We start from the raw sequence: 17,282 nt of genomic DNA on the forward strand, positions 1-17,282 counted from the left end.
TGACAGCGCGGCGCGGGATCGGGCGGCGCGGGATCGGGCGGGTCAGTCGTCCTGCGTCGTGCGGCGGAGGAGCCGGCGGGCGACCTCGACGGCGAGCCCGCGGTCGTGGGTGAGCACGAAGTCGTAGAGCCCGATGGCGTGGTGCGCCGGGTCGACCTCCCGGGCGACGAGGGTCGCCGCGAAGTCGGCGGTGAGGACCACGACGTCCCACTCCGCCGCGAGCGGTTCGTCGTCGTCGATCCGCTGCACCCGGATCGCGGGCGACAGGGGCGCCTCCGGCCCGGTCGCGAAGGCGAAGACGAGCGCGCACTCCCGCGCCAGCACCTCGTACCGGTCGGCCGTGCGAGGCGTGATGTTCGACCCCTGCTGGAAGGTCGCGAGGAGGATCGCCGAGTCCCCGCTGGCGCGGGCGCGCGCCTCGAGGAAGTGGCTCACCTGCAGCAGCAGGTCGCGGGAGGAGCGGCGCGAGGTCAGCGAGTCGGCGACCACGTCGAAGGGCGTCCGGGCGCGGGCGCTCACGGCTCCGCGCTCGACGTCGTGCTCGAGCAGCGGCTCCGTGGGCGCGAGCTCGATCTCGGGCGAGGGGCGGCCGAAGAGCCAGCCCTGCCCGTGCGTCGCACCGATCGCGAGCGCGGTGAGCAGGTGCTCCTCCGTCTCGATGCCCTCGGCGACGATCACGATGTCCCGCGACGCCGAGAGGGTGTTGAGGGTGCTCATGATCCGCGCCGCGTCGCTGTCCACGTGGCCCTGGATGATCCGCAGATCGATCTTGATCACGTCGGGATCGATGAGCGGCAGCAGGGCGAGCGACGCGGGATCGACGCCCAGGTCGTCGATCGCGATGGCGTGGCCGGCCTTGCGCGCGCGCTCGATGACGTCGAGCAGCTCACCCGGCGAGGAGAGCAGGGCGCGCTCGGTCACCTCCAGGACGACCGGGTGCGCGGAGGACACCTTCTCCAGCAGCCCGCCCTGCAGCGACTCCGCCTCGACGTTCACGAACAGCGTGTGCGGGGCCTCGAGCCCCGCCGCGCTCGCCCCGCGGACGGCACTGCGCCAGCACGCCTCGTCGAACTCGGTGATCGCCCCCTCGGCTCGCGCCGCCTCGAGCAGGGCGAGCGGGAACACGTCGCCGGCATCGCCCCGCACCCGCGTCAGCGCCTCGTAGGCCGTGGGGGTCCGTGTCGCGAGATCGACGATCGGCTGGAAGACGGTCGTCAGCTCGGGGGAGGGCACGGCCGCGATTCTACGCAGGCGATCGCGGCGCACCACCGAACCGCGCTCCGACGCCGGGCCCCGTCTGCGGGGGACTCGCGATCAGAGCGCGCGGGATTCTCCGGCCCGTCCGAGCGAGATGCGGGCGGCGGCCGTCGATGTCGTCCCGGCCCGACGGCGCTACCTCGGACGCCGACGACCGCCGCCCGCCTCCGAGTCAGCAGGCGTCGTGACGAAGGCGGTGACGACCCCGCCGACGATCAGCAGCAGCCCGACGACGTCGCCCGCGTCCGTGTTGTTCACCAGGATCGCCCCGACCAGCGCCGCCGCCAGCGAGCCGACGAGAACGCCCCACCGTCGCATCTGCTTCCGCATCCGAATCCCCTTCCGGTCCTTCCACCGGCGTCGAGGGTAGCCGCCGAGCCGGGCTCGTCTCCGAGGTGACGCGTGACGCGGCGTCCGCCCGCCACTGCCGCGTCGGGTGGGGTTCCCGGGCGAGGATGACCGGGTGACCTCCTCGATCTCCTTCGTCTCGCTGCTGTTCCCGGGGGTGACCCAGCTGGACCTCACCGGACCGGTGCAGCTCTTCTCCCGCCTGCCGGGCGCGAGCATCCATCTCGCCTGGCACCGTCTCGAGCCCGTCCCCACCGACTCGGGCTTCTCGATCCTCTCGACCACGACCTTCGACGACGCGCCCCCGGCCGACGTCCTGATGGTGCCCGGCGGGCAGGGCGCGTTCGAGCTGATGGACGATCCGGTGGCGCTCGATTTCGTGAGGCGGCAGGCGGCGAGCGCCCGCTACGTCACGAGCGTCTGCACCGGCGCGTTCGTCCTCGGCGCGGCAGGCCTGCTCACCGGGCGTCGGGCGACGACGCACTGGGCCTCGCACCCGCTCCTCGCGCAGCTCGGGGCGATCCCGGAGCAGGCCCGGGTCGTGCGCGACGGCACCCTGATCACCGGGGGCGGGGTCACCAGCGGCATCGACTTCGCGCTGACGGTCGCCGCGGAGGTCTACGACGAGGCGACCGCGCGAGTAGTCCAGCTCGCGATGGAGTACGACCCGCATCCGCCCTTCGACGCGGGATCGCCCGGCCGCCCGGAGGCCGATCCGCTGCAGGTGCAGCGGACGATGGACCGGGCCCGGAGGGAGCGCCAGCCTTTCGTGAGCCGGGCGGCCGCGCGGCTCGGTCTCGCCGACTGAGCCCTGTCGTCTGCCGCGCGGTGTCCGGCGCGGCGTGAGCGCAGTCTCCGGCGGAGTCAGGGCCCGTAGGAGGAGAGGACGCGCGCGACGCCGTAGAGCTCCCGCTGGACGCGGCGGGCGAGCTGCGCGCCGTCCTCCTCCCACGCGTCGACGTCCACGGTGCCGTCCCAGCCCTCGAAGACCGGGCAGTGCGTGAAGCACACGTCGCGCCACGCGCTGAGCGCGGCGTCGAGCTCGGGCGAGAGCCCCAGGTCGTTCGACTCGCGGGGCCCCTCGATGTCCCAGAGCAGCCCGTCGGTTCCCCACGACACGAAGAAGCGGAGATCGAGCAGCTCGCCCGCGTCAGCCTTGCGGGCGTGCTCGAGAACGCTCTCGGGCGCGACCCCCTCGGGGACCGGCCACTCGACCTGCGTCGCCGGGTCGACGACCCACTCGCCGGTCGGCCACTCCGCCACGCTGACTCCCTCGCCGAAGTACGACAGCGCGCTCATCGGCGGACGTCCTCGAGAGCGGAGGCGTCGCCGAGCTGCGAGCGGGAGATCACGCTGAGCGACCCGTCGCCCTCGAGGACGACGGCGGCGATGTCGGCCACGTCGCCGGAGCCGCTCGAGCGCACCGCCTGGCGCACCTCGGCCGGGGACAGCCTCGCCTTCCGCAGCGCCTCGGCGTCGAGCACGCCCTCCCGCAGGAGCAGCCGCGGCGACGACGTCACCACCGACCGGAGGGAGCGCCAGCGCGAGGTCGACCAGGCGAGCACGAACTGCAGCGCGGCGAGCAGCACCAGCGCCGCGGTCCCCTCCGCCCAGGACACGTCACTGCTCAGCAGGATCGTCGCGAGGATCGAGCCGAGCGCGACGGTCACGACGAAGTCGAACGCGTTCAGCCGGCTGAGCGTGCGCTTGCCGGACGCGCGCAGCACGACGATCAGCGTCAGATAGGAGGTCGCGCCCACGAGGAGGGTGCGGAGGACATCGGACCAGGAGTCGAACCACATCACGCCAGGCTACGCAGACCCCGCACGCCGCCGCCGCTCCCGCCGCGAGGACGCCGCGGGACGTCGCCGCCTGCACGGAGTCTGCGCCCCGCGCAGCTCGAAAGTCAGAGTCGCAGGCGCATCACGGTGCGCCGGAGGTCGCCCTCCCCGTCGTCGCCGGACCGGTCCATGCCGATCTTCTCCGCCACCCGCCGGGACGCGCCGTTGTCCGGATGGATGATCGCCACGAGCTCCTCCGCGAGGGCGTGCTGGAGGGCGGCGTCGCGGCAGGCCGCGGCGGCCTCGGTCGCGTACCCCCTGCCCTGCATCGCGGTGCGGACGTGGTAGCCCACCTCCAGCTCCTGCACGCCGTCGACGAGCTGCCGGGTCAGGCCGCAGTCGCCGAGGAACTCGCCGTCGCGCGTCTCGATGATCCAGAGGCCGTGGCCGTGATCGCGGTAGCCGCCGAGGTTCCACTCGATCCACTGGAGCGCTTCGTCCCGCGTCTTGGGCCGCGGGTAGAAGGCCATCACCTCCGGATCGCCGAGGAGAGCGGCCATGTCCTCGAGGTCGTCGTGCCCCATCGGGCGGAACCGCAGGCGCACGGTCGGAGAGGGGATCACCGGGGGAGCCCGCCGCTCAGCGGCTCGCCGCCCGCGTTCTGACGAGGCATTCCTGCACCGTACCGCTCGGGCTCGCTCGGCCTCGCTCGGAGGGAGATCGGTCGGGAACGGCGCTCGGGCCCGGCCCGGAACGCCGCAGCCGGCCGCACTCCCGGGGGAGCGGCGGCCGGCTGGGCGGGAGCGACGGAGCGGGACCGCTCAGCGCTGGACGAGCGGGATCGCGATGTCGGTGACGCCGGCGCCGAGGGTGCCGAGCCGGGTGGCGGTGCCGTTCAGCAGGCCGACCTCGTAGAGCGAGCCGTTCACGGCCGCGAGGCCGATCGAGCCGACGGAGCTGCCGTTGCGGAGCACGGAGTAGATGTCGAAGCCGGTGACACCGGCGGCGTCGACGCCGAGCTTGCCGGTCGGAGCCAGCGTGCCGGCGTTGGCGGGGGACTGGATCGCGATCTGGTCGAGCGCGGTGTCCAGGACGAAGAGCGTGGTCGCGGTGTTCGCATCGAGGTCGTTGTTCGTGTACGCGGCTCCGTTGACGCCGGTGGCCACGGCCGGTGCGGCGTAGCTGAGCGCGCCGTCGGCGACCGTCGCGGCACCCGGGGTGGCGAAGGGCTGGCGGAGGTTCTGGCCGGTGTCGCTGACGACGCGGAGGGCGTTGGCGGCCGGGTTGAAGTCGACGCCGAAGCTGGTGCCGCTCAGCGCGACGGTCAGGCGCGTGACCGGCGTGGCCACGCCCGTGGAGGTGTTGATGGAGTACACGCCGGCGCTGGCCGCCGTGTTGCCGACGCCGTACAGGCTGCCGTCCTGCACGCGGTAGTCGATGCCGACCAGCGAGGTGTCTCCGCCGGTCAGGCCGGTGACCTTGACGCGGTTGCTCACCGTGCCGGGCTTCAGCGGGTTGAACTGCACCAGCTCGGTGCCGCCGCCCGCCAGGCCCACGACGCGCAGCTTGGCCGCGACGGCGCGGGCGGCGTTGATCAGGGTGCTGTCGGCCGCGCTGGCGGACGTGCTGGACGCGGCGGCGGGAGCAGCGCTGCTCGCACCGGCCAGCGCGGGGGCGACGGCCATCACACCGGCCACGGCGATCGCGGTCATGCCCGTCTTGAAGGTCCTGCTCATCGTGTACTCCTCGAAACTGTCGGCCGCCGCAGATCGGCGACTCGGAGAGGGGTACTGCCGGAGGAGGGCGAGCGTTCACCCGGACTTCGAGATTTCTCAGGAGTGGCGGGAAACGACGGGTCGTGCGGCTCGGGAGCCGTGCGGTTCAGGATTGGTGCGGCTCTGAATCAGGGCGGCTCAGGACCAGTGCGAGACCGCGGGCGGCGCTTCCTCCCCATCGTCGCGCCGCACGTGTCGGACGAGTGCGATCGCGACGCAGACCGCGGCCGCGAGCAGCGCGGCGGTCGTCGTCACCGTCATCCACATCGGCTGGACCGTCGAGCCGTCGGAGCAGAGCGGATTGCCGAGGATCGTCTCGGAGGTGAGGTACGCGCCGCCGCGGGTCCGGCAGGTCTCACTCGGATCCCACAGGAGGAGCGAGGCCGCCAGCCCGACAGCGCCCGCCAGCACGAGGAGCAGCACCGCGACGACGACGGGCACGGCCGCCCCGGGGGTCGACGACCGCTCAGCGGTCATCGCGGAAGCCCGCGCGCGGCACCGTCGGCGGACGGCGGGAGGCGGTGGTGCCGGGGCGAGGAGTCGACGGAGTGCTCCGCCTGGTGGATCGCGTCGGTGACGAGCTGCCGCGCGTGCTCGTCGACGAGGCGGTAGAAGACGCGGGTGCCGTCCTGCCGGGTGGTGACCATCCGCGCCAGCCGCAGCTTCGCGAGGTGCTGCGAGACCGCGGTGGGCGCCTTGTCGACGAGCGCCGCCAGCTCGGTCACCGAGCGCTCGCCCTCCCGCAGCGCCAGGACGATGCGCACCCGGGTGGCGTCCGCGAGCATCGCGAAGACCTCGACGGCGAGCTCGACGTACAGGCTGTCGCGGTCGTCCACGGCGCGGTCCTCGTCCATGCGCCGATCCTGTCATGCCCGCGCGGGTCGGCCCGGCCGTGTCGGAGCATTGGGACCCGGTGCGCGAGGGGACGCACCCGCACTCCGCCACCCGCCGCTGCCTCAGCCCGCGGTGGTCCCGACCCTCGCCAGGATCGCTCCGTGGGGCCGAGGCCGGTCGGTCGCCGCGGTGCGGGTGTGGATCTCGATCACCGCGAATCCGCAGGCCCGCAGCTCGTCCGCGAGGGCGTCGGCGGGCCAGCGGTAGGCCGTGACGACCGCGTGGTCGAACGGCTCGACGGCGTCGCCGAGGAAGAAGCCCACGAGGAGGCGCCCGTCGGCACGGAGCACCCGCCGGAACTCCTCCAGGACCGACCGGACGCCCGTCGGCTCGTGGTGGATGAGCGAGTACCAGGCCAGCACTCCTCCGTAGGTCCCGTCGGGGTCGGGCAGCGCGTCGATGCTCGCGACCGAGAAGCTCACGCCGGGGTGCGCGGTGCGCGCGCCCTCGACGAAGGCGGGGACCTGATCGACACCGCGGACGTCCCGGCCGCCCTCGGCGAGATGGGCGGTCCAGTGCCCGGGCCCGCAGCCCGCATCGAGCAGCGGACCGTCCACCGACTCCGCCCACGCGGTGACGAGCTGCGCATCGGAGGGGTGCACCGCCGCCATCGACCCCAGCAGCTCGGTGTACTCCGCGGCGCGACGCGCGTAGGAGGTCAGCACATCCGGATCCATGCGGAGGAGCCTACGAGGGCGGCCGCGGGTCAGCGCCAGGCGGAGTTGCGGAGCAGGCGCAGGCCGTTCAGGGCGACGACGACGGTGGATCCCTCGTGACCGGCGACCGCCAGCGGCAGGGGCAGGGTGGCGATCAGGTCCCAGGTGACCAGGACGGCGATGAAGGTGCCCGCGATGATCAGGTTCGCGACCACGTAGCGGTGCGCGCGGCGCGAGAGCGAGACGACCGTGGGGACGACGGTGAGGTCGTCCCGGACGATCACCGCGTCGGCCGTGTCGAGGGCCAGATCGGAGCCGTGCCGCCCCATCGCGATGCCGATGCTCGCCGAGGCGAGGGCGGGCGCGTCGTTGACGCCGTCGCCGACGAGCAGTACCGGGACGCCGCGCTCCTCGAGCTCGCGCACGGTCGCCGCCTTGTCCGCGGGCAGCAGCCGCGCGTGCACCGCGGTGATGCCGGTGCGCTCGGCGATGTCGGCGGCGGTGCGCTCGTTGTCGCCGGTCAGCAGATGGACCGGCTCGCTCGTCAGCGCGGCCGCGTGCGCGACGGCAGCGGCGGCGTCGGGGCGCAGGGCGTCCTCGAGCACGATCGTCCCCCGCACCATCCCGTCCACGAGGACGTCGACGACGGTCCCGACGGTGTCCGGGCGCTCGGCCGACTGCACGACCCGCACGGGGACGCCGTCGACGACGCCCTCGACACCGCGGCCGGGCAGTGCCCGGACCTCCGCGGCGGGAGGGACGCCCGCGCCCGCCGCACGGACGATCGCGCGCCCGAGGGGGTGCTCGCTGTGCTGCTCGACGGCGGAGGCCCAGCGGAGCACCTGCGCCTCCGAGGCGCCCTCGGCGGCCGAGACGATGCGGACGACCGGCGCGCCCTCGGTGAGGGTTCCGGTCTTGTCGAACGCGACGAGGCGCGTGCGGCCCAGGCGCTCCATCACGGTCGCGGACTTCACGAGCACGCCGTGCCGGCCGGCGTTCGCGATCGCGGCGAGCAGCGGCGGCATCGTCGACAGCACCACCGCGCACGGGGAGGCGACGATCATGAACGTGATCGCGCGCAGCAGCGCGTCGCGGAAGTCCTCGCCGAGCGCCAGGGGCAGCGCGAAGACGAGCAGGGTCGCCACGACCACGCCGAGCGAGTAGCGCTGCTCCACCTTCTCGATGAACATCTGCCGCGTCGACTTCGTCTCGGACGCCTCCGCGACCAGGGTCACCACCCGCGCGATCACCGAATCGCTCGCGGCGCGCTCGATCCGGACCGAGAGCGCACCGGTGCCGTTCACCGTCCCGGACAGCACCCGATCGCCGGGGCCGCGCCGCACCGGCACCGACTCCCCGGTCATCGCCGCCTGGTCGACCTCGCTGACGCCGTCGACCACGACGCCGTCGCCGCCGATCCGCTCGCCGGGGCGGACGAGGATCAGGTCGCCGACGACGAGCTGCCGCGTCGGGACGGTCTCGACGTCGTCCCCGTCGTCGCTCGGGATCAGCCGGGTCGCCCGCTCCGGCGCGAGCGCCAGCAGGCTCGACACAGAGTCGGCGGTGCGCTGCGTCACGAGCGCCTCGAGGGCCCCGCTGGTCGCGAAGATCACGACGAGCAGCGCGCCGTCGAAGACCTGGCCGATCGACACGGCGGCGATCGCCGCGACGATCATCAGCAGATCGACGTCGAGCACCCGCTCCCGCAGGGCGCTGAGACCGGCCCCTGCGGGCTCCCACCCGCCCGCGAAGCAGCAGGCGAGGTACAGCGCCCACCACAGCGGCGCCGGGGCGCCGGCCAGCTGCAGCGGCCAGGCGATCAGGAAGAGCGCGAGGGCGAGAGCCGCCCAGCGCACCTCCGGGAGGCGCGCGCCGGTGACGAGGATCGACGGCGGCTTCGCGAGCACGCGGCCACCGTCGCGCAGCGGGGCCTGCTCCGTCGTGGTGCTCGGGGACGATCGGTCGGATACCCGCATACCTTCATGCATGCGCAGATTCTCGCACGGCACCGGCGGAGCGCGGTGCCCGGGGCGGATCAGCCGGAGAGCGCGTAGACGCTCGAGGGCCGCCCGGTCGTGTACCGCAGGGTCCGGGTCGCGCGGCCGGAGAGGACGAGGTACTCCAGGTAGCGGCGTGCGCTCACCCGCGAGATGCCGACGGCGGCGCCGACCTCCGTGGCGGAGACGTCCACGTCGACGCGCAGGGCGCCGACGATCGACTCGAGGGTCTCGGCGCTGAGTCCCTTCGGCGTGCTCGAGCCGCGCGGGCCCGGGGTGAAGAGGGCGTCGATCTCGTTCTGCTGGAGCCCGGCGGCGCCCGCGAACAGCCGGCGGTCGTGGGCGACCTCGTCGAGCCGGTTCCGGAGCGCGGAGGCGGTGAAGGGCTTCACGAGGTAGTGGTGCACCCCGGCCGCGCGGGCCGCCCGGACGCTCTCGACGTCGCGGACCGCGGTCACGGCGATGAAGTCCGGCTGCGGACCGGCGGCGGCGCGGACCGCCCGCAGCACCTCGAGCCCGGAGTGGCCGGGCAGGTGGAAGTCGAGGAGCACCACGTCGGGGCGCCGAGCCAGGATCGCGGTGACGGCGGAGGGCCCGTCGAAGGCGACCTCCTCGACGCGGAAGCCGGGGTGGGCGGCGACGAACCGCTCGTGCAGCGTGGCGATCGACGTGTCGTCGTCCACGATGACGACGGAGAGCGGAGCGCTCACGAGACGCCTCCCGCCAGGACCGCCGAGGGGAGGCGCAGGCGCGCGGTGAAGCGCGCCCCTCCCCACGCCGAGGCGCCGACGGCGACCGTGCCGTGGTTGCGCTCGGCGACGCGGCGCACGAGCGTCAGCCCGATGCCGCGGCCGTGGATCCGCGGCTCGGCGCCCGAGGCTCCGCGCTTGGAGGAGACGCCCTCCTCGAAGACCTGCTCCCAGCGCTCCGGGGCGATCCCGGCTCCGTCGTCGTCCACCTCGATCAGCAGCTCCCCGCCGACGGCGGAGAACGTCACCTGCGCGCGGTGGCCGGGTCCGCAGGCCTCCAGCGCGTTGTCGACCAGGTTGCCGACGATCGTGACGACGTCGTCCCGCAGCACCGAGGGCAGCCGACCCGCGAGCAGCTCGGCCTCCGGCGTGGAGGACACCGCGAGATCGATCCGCAGCTCCCGCGCGAGGGCGCTCTTGACCATCAGCAGCGCTGTGAGCTCCGGATCCTCCATCACCATCTCCGGAGCGATGGCGCCGCCGATCCCGAGCGGGCCGCTCGTGCCGAGCCGGGAGATGAACGCCCGCGCGTCGTCGACGCAGTCGAGCTCGAGCAGGCCGGAGACGACGTGCATGGTGTTCGCGAACTCGTGGGCCTGGGCGCGCAGGCCGGCCGTCAGCGACTGCGCGCCGTCCATGTCCTGCAGCAGCTGGTGCAGCTCGGTGTGATCGCGCAGCAGGAGCGTCCCGCCGATCGTGCGGTCGCCGCGACGGGTGCCGGTGCCGCGGGCGATCAGGATCCGCTCGCCCGCGAGCACGAGGCGCCCCTCGCGCTCCCCGGCCTCGAGCACGTCCAGCAGCGGGGCGTCGAGCACGTCCTGCGCGCGCGGCGGCGGCTGCGCGGGGTCGGGGGAGTAGTCGAGGAGGGCGCGCGCGGCGTCGTTGATCACGACGATGCGACCCGTGTCGTCGACGGTGACGACGCCCTCGGAGAGCCGGTGGAGCATCGTCTCCTGCTGGGTGACGAGGGAGGCGATCTCGCTCGGCTCGAGCCGGAAGATGCGGCGCCGGATGATGGCGGTCACCCCCGCAGCGCCGAAGATGCCGAGCACGGCGGCGCCGGCCATCGCCCAGAGCAGCCAGCCGAGGTGCCCCAGCAGGTCCTCCCGCAGCGCGGACTCGAGGATCCCGACCGATGCGGTCCCGATCACGGCGCCGTCCGCATCGAAGACGGGGACCTTGACGCGCCAGGACTCCCCGAGCGTGCCGGTCTGCGTGCCGACGAAGGTGTCGCCCGCCAGCGGCACCGACGGATCGGTCGAGACCCGCTCGCCGATCCGCTCCGCGTCGGGGTGCGAGTAGCGCACGCCCTCGCGGTCGGTGACCACGACGTAGGTGACGTCGGAGGCCTCGCGGATCACCTCGGCGATCGGCTGGATCACGACCGAGGGGTCCGCGTCGTCGAAGGCGGCGGTGATCGCGGGCAGGTTCGCGACGGAGCGGGCGACACCGGTGATGCGGTCGAGGTAGGCGTCGCGCAGGGAGCGCTCCTGCAGCGAGCCGGCGACGAGGCCGGTCGCGATGACGGCGACAGCGACGATCAGCGCCTGGAGAACCAGGAGCTGCACTCGAAGCGACGGTGCTCGACCCACTCGCCCATCATGACGCCCGCTCGCGCGGTGCAGTGCGTGTCGAGATCGAAACGAGAGCGACCGGCCCAGACCAATAGTTACGGAACCGGCGTCTTAGTTCCGTAACCCCTGTGCGGCACGGAGCGCTCAGTAGGTTCTGTCCCGCGCACCGCGCTCCCCGCGGTCACCGCGAACCGGCCCGCCCCCGCACCCGGGCCCTTCTCAAAGGAGAGAAACGATCATGCGAATCCAGACCCTGCGATCCCACTCGCTGCGCACCCAGTCCCTGCGAACCCCGTCCCTGCGCACCAGGCCCCTGCTCGTCGTCCTCGCGGCGTCGACCCTCGCCCTCACCGCCTGCTCCTCCGGCGGCGGCACCGACTCCGGCACCGACACGGGCGCCGGCGCCTCGGGCGGCGCCGTCGAGTCGCTGCAGATCATCGTCCCCGCCGACCCCGGCGGAGGCTGGGACCAGACCGGCCGGGCGATGTCGCAGCTGCTCACCGATCAGGAGATCGTCGGCTCCGCGCCCGTCACCAACATCGGCGGAGCGGGCGGTACCGTCGGCCTCGCCGCCCTCGCCAACGAGCAGGACCCGAACACGCTGATGGTCACCGGCCTCGTCATGGTCGGCGCCGTGGAGACCAACGCCGCCGACGTCCGGATGGAGGACACGACTCCGATCGCCCGCCTGACCGAGGAGGCGCTCGTCGTCGTCGTCCCGGCCGAGTCCGAGTACGAGACGCTCCAGGACCTCACGGAGGCGATCGTCGAGAACGGCCAGGACGTCACCGTGACCGGCGGCTCGGCCGGTGGCGCGGACCACATCCTCGCCGGCCTCCTGCTCGAGGCGGCCGGTCTGTCCGGCAGCGAGATCTCGGAGAAGCTCAACTACATCCCCAACTCCGGCGGCGGCGAGGCCGTGTCGCTGATCCTCGGCAACAACGTCGGCGCGGGCATCTCCGGCGTCGGCGAGTTCCTCGAGCACATCGACGCGGGCACCATGCGCGCCCTCGCGGTCTCCTCGGCCGAGCCGGTCGAGTCGCTGCCCGACGTCGAGACGATGGCCGACGCGGGCTACGACGTGACCCTCACCAACTGGCGCGGCGTGCTCGCCCCGTCGGGTATCACCGAGGAGGAGACCGCCGCGCTGACCGAGCTCGTCACCGAGCTGCACGGCAGCGAGGCCTGGACCAGCGAGCTGGACACCCGCGGCTGGACCGACGCCTTCCTCACCGGCGACGACTTCAGCACCTTCCTCGAGAGCGACATCACCGAGGTCGGCGCGACGCTGAAGAACATCGGCCTGGTCGACTGATGGCCCGGCCCGCAGCTCCCGCGCCGGGGGCCGAGGCGGTGACCGCGACCACCGCCTCGCCCGCGGACGCCGACCGCTCGCGCCGGATCGGCGAGCTGATCTTCGTCGTGCTCGCCATCGCCCTCGGCGTGTTCGTGTTCGTCGGCGCGTTCTCCATCCGCACCCCCGGCTCCGGCAGCCAGGTGGGCCCGCGCGTCTTCCCGTTCCTGGTGAGCGCGATCCTGACGCTCTCCGCGGTCATGGTCCTCGTCGACGTCCTCCGCGGACGGCTCGGGCCGCAGGAGGAGGGCGAGGACATCGACGCCCACGCCTCCACCGACTGGGTCACCCTCGGCAAGCTCGTCGCCTTCGTCGTCGCGCACATCGCCCTGATCGACGTCCTCGGCTGGGCGCTGGCCGCGGCGCTGCTGTTCGGTGGGGTGGCCTGGTCGCTCGGCGCGAAGAAGTGGTGGGTCGCGCTCCTGGTCGGCCTCGCGCTCGGGCTCGCCGTGCAGATCCTCTTCGGCGGACTGCTCGGCCTCTCCCTGCCGCTCGGCCCCCTGCTCGGCTGGCTGCAGCCCTTCCTCGACCTGATCGGACGCTGACATGGACAACATCGGCGCCCTCCTCGAGGGCTTCGCGACGGCGGCCCAGCCGCAGTACCTGGTCTTCGCCTTCCTCGGGGTGCTCGTCGGCACCGCCGTCGGCGTGCTCCCCGGCATCGGGCCCGCGATGACCGTCGCCCTGCTGCTCCCGCTCACCTACACGCTCGATCCCACGGCCGCCCTGATCACCTTCGCGGGCATCTACTACGGCGGCATGTACGGCGGATCGACCACCAGCATCCTGCTGAACACCCCCGGCGAGTCCGCCTCCATCGTCACCGCCCTCGAGGGCAACAAGATGGCCAAGGTCGGGCGGGGAGCCGCGGCCCTCGCGACCGCGGCGATCGGCTCGTTCGTCGCCGGCTCCGTCGCCACCGTGCTGCTCACCCTGCTCGCGCCGACCATCGCGGCCTGGGCCGTCACGCTGGCGCCGGCGGACTACGTCGCCCTGATGGTCATCGCCTTCATCACCGTGGGCGCGCTGCTCGGCTCCTCGGTCTGGCGGGGTCTGAGCTCGCTCGGGCTCGGCCTGTTCGTCGGGCTCGTCGGCACGGAGATCCTCTCCGGCCAGCAGCGCTACACCTTCGGCCTGCTCCCGCTCGCCGACGGCATCGACGTCGTCCTCGTCGCGGTCGGGCTCTTCGCGGTCGGCGAGACCCTCTACGTCGCGTCGCGGATGCGGCACGGCCACGTCCAGATCATCCCCGTGACCCGGGGCTGGCGCAGCTGGATGACCCGCGAGGACTGGAAGCGCTCGTGGAAGCCGTGGCTGCGCGGGACCGCGATCGGCTTCCCGATCGGCACGATCCCGGCCGGCGGAGCGGACGTCGCGACGTTCCTCTCCTACGCCACTGAGCGCAAGCTCTCGAAGCACCGCCACGAGTTCGGCCGCGGCGCCATCGAGGGCGTCGCCGGGCCGGAGTCCGCGAACAACGCGGCGGCGGCCGGCGTCCTCGTCCCGCTGCTGACGCTGGGCCTCCCGACGACGGCGACCGCGGCGATCATCCTCTCGGCCTTCCAGAGCTACGGCATCCAGCCCGGGCCGCAGCTGTTCACGAACCAGCCCGGCCTCGTCTGGGCGCTGATCGCGAGCCTCTACATCGGCAACGTGATGCTGCTGGTGCTGAATCTGCCGCTGGTGGGGATGTGGGTGAAGCTCCTGCAGATCCCGCGGCCCTACCTCTACGCGGGGATCCTGACCTTCGCGGTCCTCGGCGCCTACGCCGTGAACTTCTCCACGGTGGACGTCGTGATCCTGCTCGTAGTCGGCGTCGTCGGCTACTTCCTGCGCCGCTTCGGCTACCCCGTCGCGCCGCTGGTGATCGGGCTGATCCTCGGCCCGATGGCGGAGGCGCAGCTGCGCCGGGCGCTGCAGCTCTCGCAGGGCGACCTCACCGCGCTGGTCACCCGGCCCTTCGCGGCCGTCTGCTACCTCGCGCTCATCCTGATCATCGCGCTGGGGCTGTTCCTCCGCTCCCGGCAGAACCGGATGGAGCGGGCGATCGTCGCCGCGACCGTCGTGGACGAGTCGCTGCAGTCGGCGGTCGACACGGCCTTCCGTCCCGGCGAGCGCCCGACCGACATCGACACCGAGGGCGTCAACACCGTCACCGGGACGACCGGCATCCGGACGACCCGGCCGGAGGACCGGCGGAAGGAGTAGACGAGCCCTGCGGGGAGCACCGCGCGGAGCCTGGAGGGGAGCCCGGCCGCGGTGCTCCCCTCCGGGCCGCTTCGAGGAGTTCTAGCAGCCGGGTCCACTACCGTCTTCCTATGCCTTCCCACAGTGATTCATCATCAGACGGTCATAGTCCGAGCGCCCGGGTGACCCCGGGCGTTCTCGCAGTCCGGGGTGGTGGTCCGAGGTGAACGGCGACATCGCGCTGAACATCGGGCTCGTCCTCGCGTTCGTCCTGATCGGCGGTGTGTTCGCGGCGACGGAGATGGCGCTCGTGACGCTGCGCGAGAGCCAGATCAACGCGATCGCCCTGCGCGGCAAGCGCGGGGAGAAGGTCGCCGCTCTCGCCCGCAACCCCAACACCTTCCTCTCCGCGGTGCAGATCGGCGTCACGGTCGCCGGCTTCGCCTCCGCGGCCTACGGCGCCTCGTCGCTCGCCCCCGCGGTGGCGCCCCTGTTCACCTCGCTGGGGCTCGAGGAGACGGCAGCGGTCACCACCGCGACGGTCGTCCTGACCCTCGTGATCGCCTACCTCTCGCTCGTGCTCGGCGAGCTCGCGCCCAAGCGCCTCGCCATCCAGCGCAACGCGGCCTTCGCCTACGCGATCGCGCCGATCCTCAACGGCTTCGCCGTGCTGATGCGCCCGGTGATCTGGCTGCTGTCCCTCTCGACGAACCTCGTCGTGCGCCTGCTCGGCGGCGACCCGAACAAGGCGGGGGAGGAGCTCTCCGAGGAGGAGCTGCGCGACATCGTCTCCAGCCACGAGGGGCTGCCCGAGGACGAGCGGCAGATCCTCGACGACGTCCTCTCGCTCCGCCACCGCCAGCTCAGCGAGGTCATGCGGCCCCGCCCCGAGGTCGTCCCGCTCGACGGCTCGCACACCCTGATCGACGCGATCGCCGAGATCCGCGACCTCCCGTACTCCCGATACCCGGTCCTCGACCGCTCGATCGACGACATCGTCGGCTTCGTGCACGTGCGCGACCTCTTCGAGTCGGCGCGGTCGGACGCCCAGCGGCCGCTGCGCGAGCTGGTGCGCTCGATCGCCTACCTGCCCTCCACCGCTCGGGTGCTGCCGACGCTGTCGATGATGCGGGCGCAGGGCCAGCACATCGCGGTCGTCGTCGACGAGTACGGCGGAACCGACGGCATCGTCACCCTGGAGGACCTCGTGGAGGAGGTCGTCGGCGAGATCTTCGACGAGTACGACACCGACAGCGACTCCCAGGAGCTGCTCGAGGCCGGCGGCACGATCGACGGCCGCCTGAACTTCCAGGACTTCGAGGAGGCGACCGGCGTGCGCCTGCCGCCGAGCGCGTCCGACACGGTCGCCGGCTTCGTGATCGAGCGGCTCGGCCGGCTCGCCCAGCTGGGCGACTCGATCGAGATCGACGGCGTGACCCTCCAGGTCGCCGCCCTCGACCGCCGCCGGATCTCGGAGCTGACCGTGACCCGCCAGGACGAGTCCGCGGCGGCGGCGGAGGAGCCGGGGGAGACCCCCACTCCCTGACCGACCTCGTGCCAGTAATCGACGGCGGCGTCCCCACCCCGGGGGCGCCGCCGTCGTCGTGCGCGGTCCGGACTCCGATGTCGGTGGTCGTCCGTAGCCTGCAGACAGGCTCGATCGCCCGATCGCGGCCGTTCCCGACCGTGAGGACTCTTCCTGCTCGTGGGCACGCTGCTCTACGGATCCCTGCCCGTCCCCTTCCTCTTCGACGACCGCGCCCTCGTGCGCCTGCAGACGGTGATCCTCGCCAAGCTGCGGCGAGGCGAGGGCTTCGGCTTCCACCTGCCCGTCGGCGCGGCGCTCGGCCACGGCCGCCGCACGCTCTGGATGCACCCGTCCACCGCCCTGGCCTTCGCCCTCCGCGGCGCCGTGGAGGTGGCGCCCAACCCCGCGTGGCTCCGCGCACTGATGGACGAGGCGAACAGCTCCCGCGGGCTGAGCGTGCTGCCGGAGCCCCCGGCGCGCGCCCCCGCCGCCTGAGCGCCCGGCCGGTAGCGTGATCGCGTGCCCGAGCCGTCCGCCGTCGACCGCTTCCTCGAGGCGGGGTTCGACTTCCCGCTGCTGTTCGCGGTGCCGGTCGTCCTCATCGGGGTCGTGGTGCTCGGAGTCGTCGTGGTCGTCTCCCGCCAGCTGGCGGCGCCGCGGGCGCTGATCGCCGCGAGCGCGACCGGCGGAGTCGTCGTCCGCGGCGGGCCCGACTTCGCGCGACTGCTCGTGTTCGCCGATCCGACGCTGGCCCACCCGGGGCTCCGCCCGTACGTGGTCCTGGTCCCGTCCGACGAGGTCCTGACGTTGCTCGTCGGCCCGGACGAGGCCGAGGTGCCGTGGGACGAGATCCGGCGCGTCGAGCGGCGGTCGGTCGGCCCGCGCGGCCGGAGCGAGCTCGTGCTCTCCTTCACGCGCGGCAAGCGCCTGCGGTCGGTGCTGCTGCGTCCCGTCGAGGAGCCGGGCCTGCTCGGGCTCCGGCCGGCGGGGACTCGGAGCGTCGAGCGGCTGCGCTCCCGGCTGCTCGCGCACGTGCCCGCGACGGCACCGGAGTCCGGGGCGCCGACGGCGCCGTGGGGCAGCCGCCGTTCCTGGGCCGACCCGCAGGCCTGACACGAGCCGAAAGACGGTTCCGCCCGAGTCGAGCTCGCCGGCCGGCTCCGCTCGTGATGAACCCGAGGG

Annotated in this window: 19 protein-coding genes; 7 read left to right on the forward strand and 12 right to left on the reverse strand. The window is 73.2% G+C overall.

Features of this window, described 5'->3' with window-relative positions; genetic code table 11:
* Nucleotides 1-42 precede the first annotated feature (42 nt).
* The gene (locus tag HQQ82_RS00390; protein ID WP_173231131.1) at nt 43-1,233 is read right to left on the reverse strand and encodes an EAL domain-containing protein; all 1,191 of its coding nucleotides are present in this window, start codon (nt 1,231-1,233) and stop codon (nt 43-45) included.
* A 159-nt stretch (nt 1,234-1,392) separates the two neighbouring features.
* Nucleotides 1,393-1,587 (reverse strand): hypothetical protein, encoded by a 195-nt coding sequence (locus HQQ82_RS00395; RefSeq protein ID WP_173231132.1) that lies wholly within the window; start codon nt 1,585-1,587, stop codon nt 1,393-1,395.
* Nucleotides 1,588-1,720: 133 nt separating this feature from the next.
* On the opposite strand from HQQ82_RS00395, the gene HQQ82_RS00400 reads away from it, so the two are divergent.
* Nucleotides 1,721-2,413: a DJ-1/PfpI family protein gene (locus tag HQQ82_RS00400; RefSeq protein WP_173231133.1), complete on the forward strand. Its 693-nt coding sequence runs from the start codon at nt 1,721-1,723 to the stop codon at nt 2,411-2,413.
* 56 nt (nt 2,414-2,469) lie between these two features.
* Here HQQ82_RS00400 and HQQ82_RS00405 read toward each other — a convergent pair whose 3' ends face one another.
* From HQQ82_RS00405 to HQQ82_RS00450, 10 genes are all read right to left on the reverse strand, one after another.
* Nucleotides 2,470-2,904 carry a hypothetical protein gene (locus tag HQQ82_RS00405; RefSeq protein WP_173231134.1) on the reverse strand — a complete coding sequence of 145 codons (435 nt, stop codon included), beginning with the start codon at nt 2,902-2,904 and terminating at the stop codon, nt 2,470-2,472.
* Nucleotides 2,901-3,407 (reverse strand): DUF421 domain-containing protein, encoded by a 507-nt coding sequence (locus HQQ82_RS00410; RefSeq protein WP_173231135.1) that lies wholly within the window; start codon nt 3,405-3,407, stop codon nt 2,901-2,903. The genes HQQ82_RS00405 and HQQ82_RS00410 overlap by 4 nt, the downstream gene beginning before the upstream one ends.
* Before the next feature lie 104 nt (nt 3,408-3,511).
* Nucleotides 3,512-4,009: a GNAT family N-acetyltransferase gene (locus HQQ82_RS00415; RefSeq protein ID WP_173231136.1), complete on the reverse strand. Its 498-nt coding sequence runs from the start codon at nt 4,007-4,009 to the stop codon at nt 3,512-3,514.
* A gap of 198 nt (nt 4,010-4,207) precedes the next feature.
* Nucleotides 4,208-5,122 (reverse strand): DUF4394 domain-containing protein, encoded by a 915-nt coding sequence (locus HQQ82_RS00420; RefSeq protein ID WP_216848108.1) that lies wholly within the window; start codon nt 5,120-5,122, stop codon nt 4,208-4,210.
* 177 nt (nt 5,123-5,299) lie between these two features.
* Nucleotides 5,300-5,638, reverse strand: coding sequence for a hypothetical protein (locus HQQ82_RS00425; RefSeq protein ID WP_173231137.1), 339 nt, complete (start codon nt 5,636-5,638; stop codon nt 5,300-5,302).
* The gene (locus tag HQQ82_RS00430; protein ID WP_173231138.1) at nt 5,635-6,015 is read right to left on the reverse strand and encodes a metalloregulator ArsR/SmtB family transcription factor; all 381 of its coding nucleotides are present in this window, start codon (nt 6,013-6,015) and stop codon (nt 5,635-5,637) included. The genes HQQ82_RS00425 and HQQ82_RS00430 overlap by 4 nt, the downstream gene beginning before the upstream one ends.
* A 102-nt stretch (nt 6,016-6,117) precedes the next feature.
* A complete protein-coding gene (locus HQQ82_RS00435; RefSeq protein ID WP_173231139.1) occupies nt 6,118-6,732 on the reverse strand; it encodes a class I SAM-dependent methyltransferase in 615 nt (204 codons plus the stop codon).
* Between the two features lie 29 nt (nt 6,733-6,761).
* On the reverse strand, nt 6,762-8,699 hold the full coding sequence (locus HQQ82_RS00440; RefSeq protein ID WP_301952378.1) for a heavy metal translocating P-type ATPase: 1,938 nt from the start codon (nt 8,697-8,699) through the stop codon (nt 6,762-6,764).
* A 47-nt stretch (nt 8,700-8,746) separates the two neighbouring features.
* Nucleotides 8,747-9,418 carry a response regulator gene (locus tag HQQ82_RS00445; RefSeq protein WP_173231140.1) on the reverse strand — a complete coding sequence of 224 codons (672 nt, stop codon included), beginning with the start codon at nt 9,416-9,418 and terminating at the stop codon, nt 8,747-8,749.
* Nucleotides 9,415-11,025 carry an ATP-binding protein gene (locus tag HQQ82_RS00450; RefSeq protein ID WP_367947745.1) on the reverse strand — a complete coding sequence of 537 codons (1,611 nt, stop codon included), beginning with the start codon at nt 11,023-11,025 and terminating at the stop codon, nt 9,415-9,417. The genes HQQ82_RS00445 and HQQ82_RS00450 overlap by 4 nt, the downstream gene beginning before the upstream one ends.
* Nucleotides 11,026-11,269: 244 nt before the next feature.
* On the opposite strand from HQQ82_RS00450, the gene HQQ82_RS00455 reads away from it, so the two are divergent.
* The 6 genes from HQQ82_RS00455 to HQQ82_RS00480 all read left to right on the forward strand — a co-directional run bounded on the left by HQQ82_RS00455 (nt 11,270) and on the right by HQQ82_RS00480 (nt 17,213).
* Complete coding sequence (locus tag HQQ82_RS00455; protein WP_173231142.1) at nt 11,270-12,346, forward strand: tripartite tricarboxylate transporter substrate binding protein; 1,077 nt, start codon at nt 11,270-11,272, stop codon at nt 12,344-12,346.
* Nucleotides 12,346-12,930 (forward strand): tripartite tricarboxylate transporter TctB family protein, encoded by a 585-nt coding sequence (locus tag HQQ82_RS00460; RefSeq protein ID WP_173231143.1) that lies wholly within the window; start codon nt 12,346-12,348, stop codon nt 12,928-12,930. Before HQQ82_RS00455 ends, HQQ82_RS00460 begins: the two co-directional genes overlap by 1 nt.
* 1 nt (nt 12,931) lies before the next feature.
* Nucleotides 12,932-14,593 carry a tripartite tricarboxylate transporter permease gene (locus HQQ82_RS00465; protein ID WP_173231144.1) on the forward strand — a complete coding sequence of 554 codons (1,662 nt, stop codon included), beginning with the start codon at nt 12,932-12,934 and terminating at the stop codon, nt 14,591-14,593.
* 202 nt (nt 14,594-14,795) lie between these two features.
* Nucleotides 14,796-16,118, forward strand: a complete 1,323-nt coding sequence (locus HQQ82_RS00470; protein WP_173231145.1) for a hemolysin family protein — start codon at nt 14,796-14,798, stop codon at nt 16,116-16,118.
* A 159-nt stretch (nt 16,119-16,277) separates the two neighbouring features.
* On the forward strand, nt 16,278-16,595 hold the full coding sequence (locus HQQ82_RS00475; RefSeq protein WP_173231146.1) for an ATP-dependent DNA ligase: 318 nt from the start codon (nt 16,278-16,280) through the stop codon (nt 16,593-16,595).
* A gap of 24 nt (nt 16,596-16,619) precedes the next feature.
* Entirely contained in the window at nt 16,620-17,213 is a 594-nt protein-coding gene (locus HQQ82_RS00480; RefSeq protein ID WP_173231147.1) for a hypothetical protein, read from the forward strand.
* Nucleotides 17,214-17,282: the final 69 nt, after the last annotated feature.

The organism is Rathayibacter sp. VKM Ac-2856 (assembly GCF_013205055.1).
Taxonomy (GTDB): Bacteria; Actinomycetota; Actinomycetes; order Actinomycetales; family Microbacteriaceae; genus Rathayibacter.

What these genes read in the sequence shown, in the direction of transcription:
- HQQ82_RS00410 (WP_173231135.1), bottom strand. Translation starts at nt 3,407, where the DNA reads ATGTGGTTCGACTCCTGGTCCGATGTCCTCCGCACCCTCCTCGTGGGC.
- HQQ82_RS00465 (WP_173231144.1), top strand. Translation starts at nt 12,932, where the DNA reads ATGGACAACATCGGCGCCCTCCTCGAGGGCTTCGCGACGGCGGCCCAG.
- HQQ82_RS00430 (WP_173231138.1), bottom strand. Translation starts at nt 6,015, where the DNA reads ATGGACGAGGACCGCGCCGTGGACGACCGCGACAGCCTGTACGTCGAG.
- HQQ82_RS00420 (WP_216848108.1), bottom strand. Translation starts at nt 5,122, where the DNA reads ATGAGCAGGACCTTCAAGACGGGCATGACCGCGATCGCCGTGGCCGGT.
- HQQ82_RS00440 (WP_301952378.1), bottom strand. Translation starts at nt 8,699, where the DNA reads ATGCATGAAGGTATGCGGGTATCCGACCGATCGTCCCCGAGCACCACG.
- HQQ82_RS00460 (WP_173231143.1), top strand. Translation starts at nt 12,346, where the DNA reads ATGGCCCGGCCCGCAGCTCCCGCGCCGGGGGCCGAGGCGGTGACCGCG.
- HQQ82_RS00405 (WP_173231134.1), bottom strand. Translation starts at nt 2,904, where the DNA reads ATGAGCGCGCTGTCGTACTTCGGCGAGGGAGTCAGCGTGGCGGAGTGG.
- HQQ82_RS00425 (WP_173231137.1), bottom strand. Translation starts at nt 5,638, where the DNA reads ATGACCGCTGAGCGGTCGTCGACCCCCGGGGCGGCCGTGCCCGTCGTC.
- HQQ82_RS00435 (WP_173231139.1), bottom strand. Translation starts at nt 6,732, where the DNA reads ATGGATCCGGATGTGCTGACCTCCTACGCGCGTCGCGCCGCGGAGTAC.
- HQQ82_RS00455 (WP_173231142.1), top strand. Translation starts at nt 11,270, where the DNA reads ATGCGAATCCAGACCCTGCGATCCCACTCGCTGCGCACCCAGTCCCTG.
- HQQ82_RS00395 (WP_173231132.1), bottom strand. Translation starts at nt 1,587, where the DNA reads ATGCGGAAGCAGATGCGACGGTGGGGCGTTCTCGTCGGCTCGCTGGCG.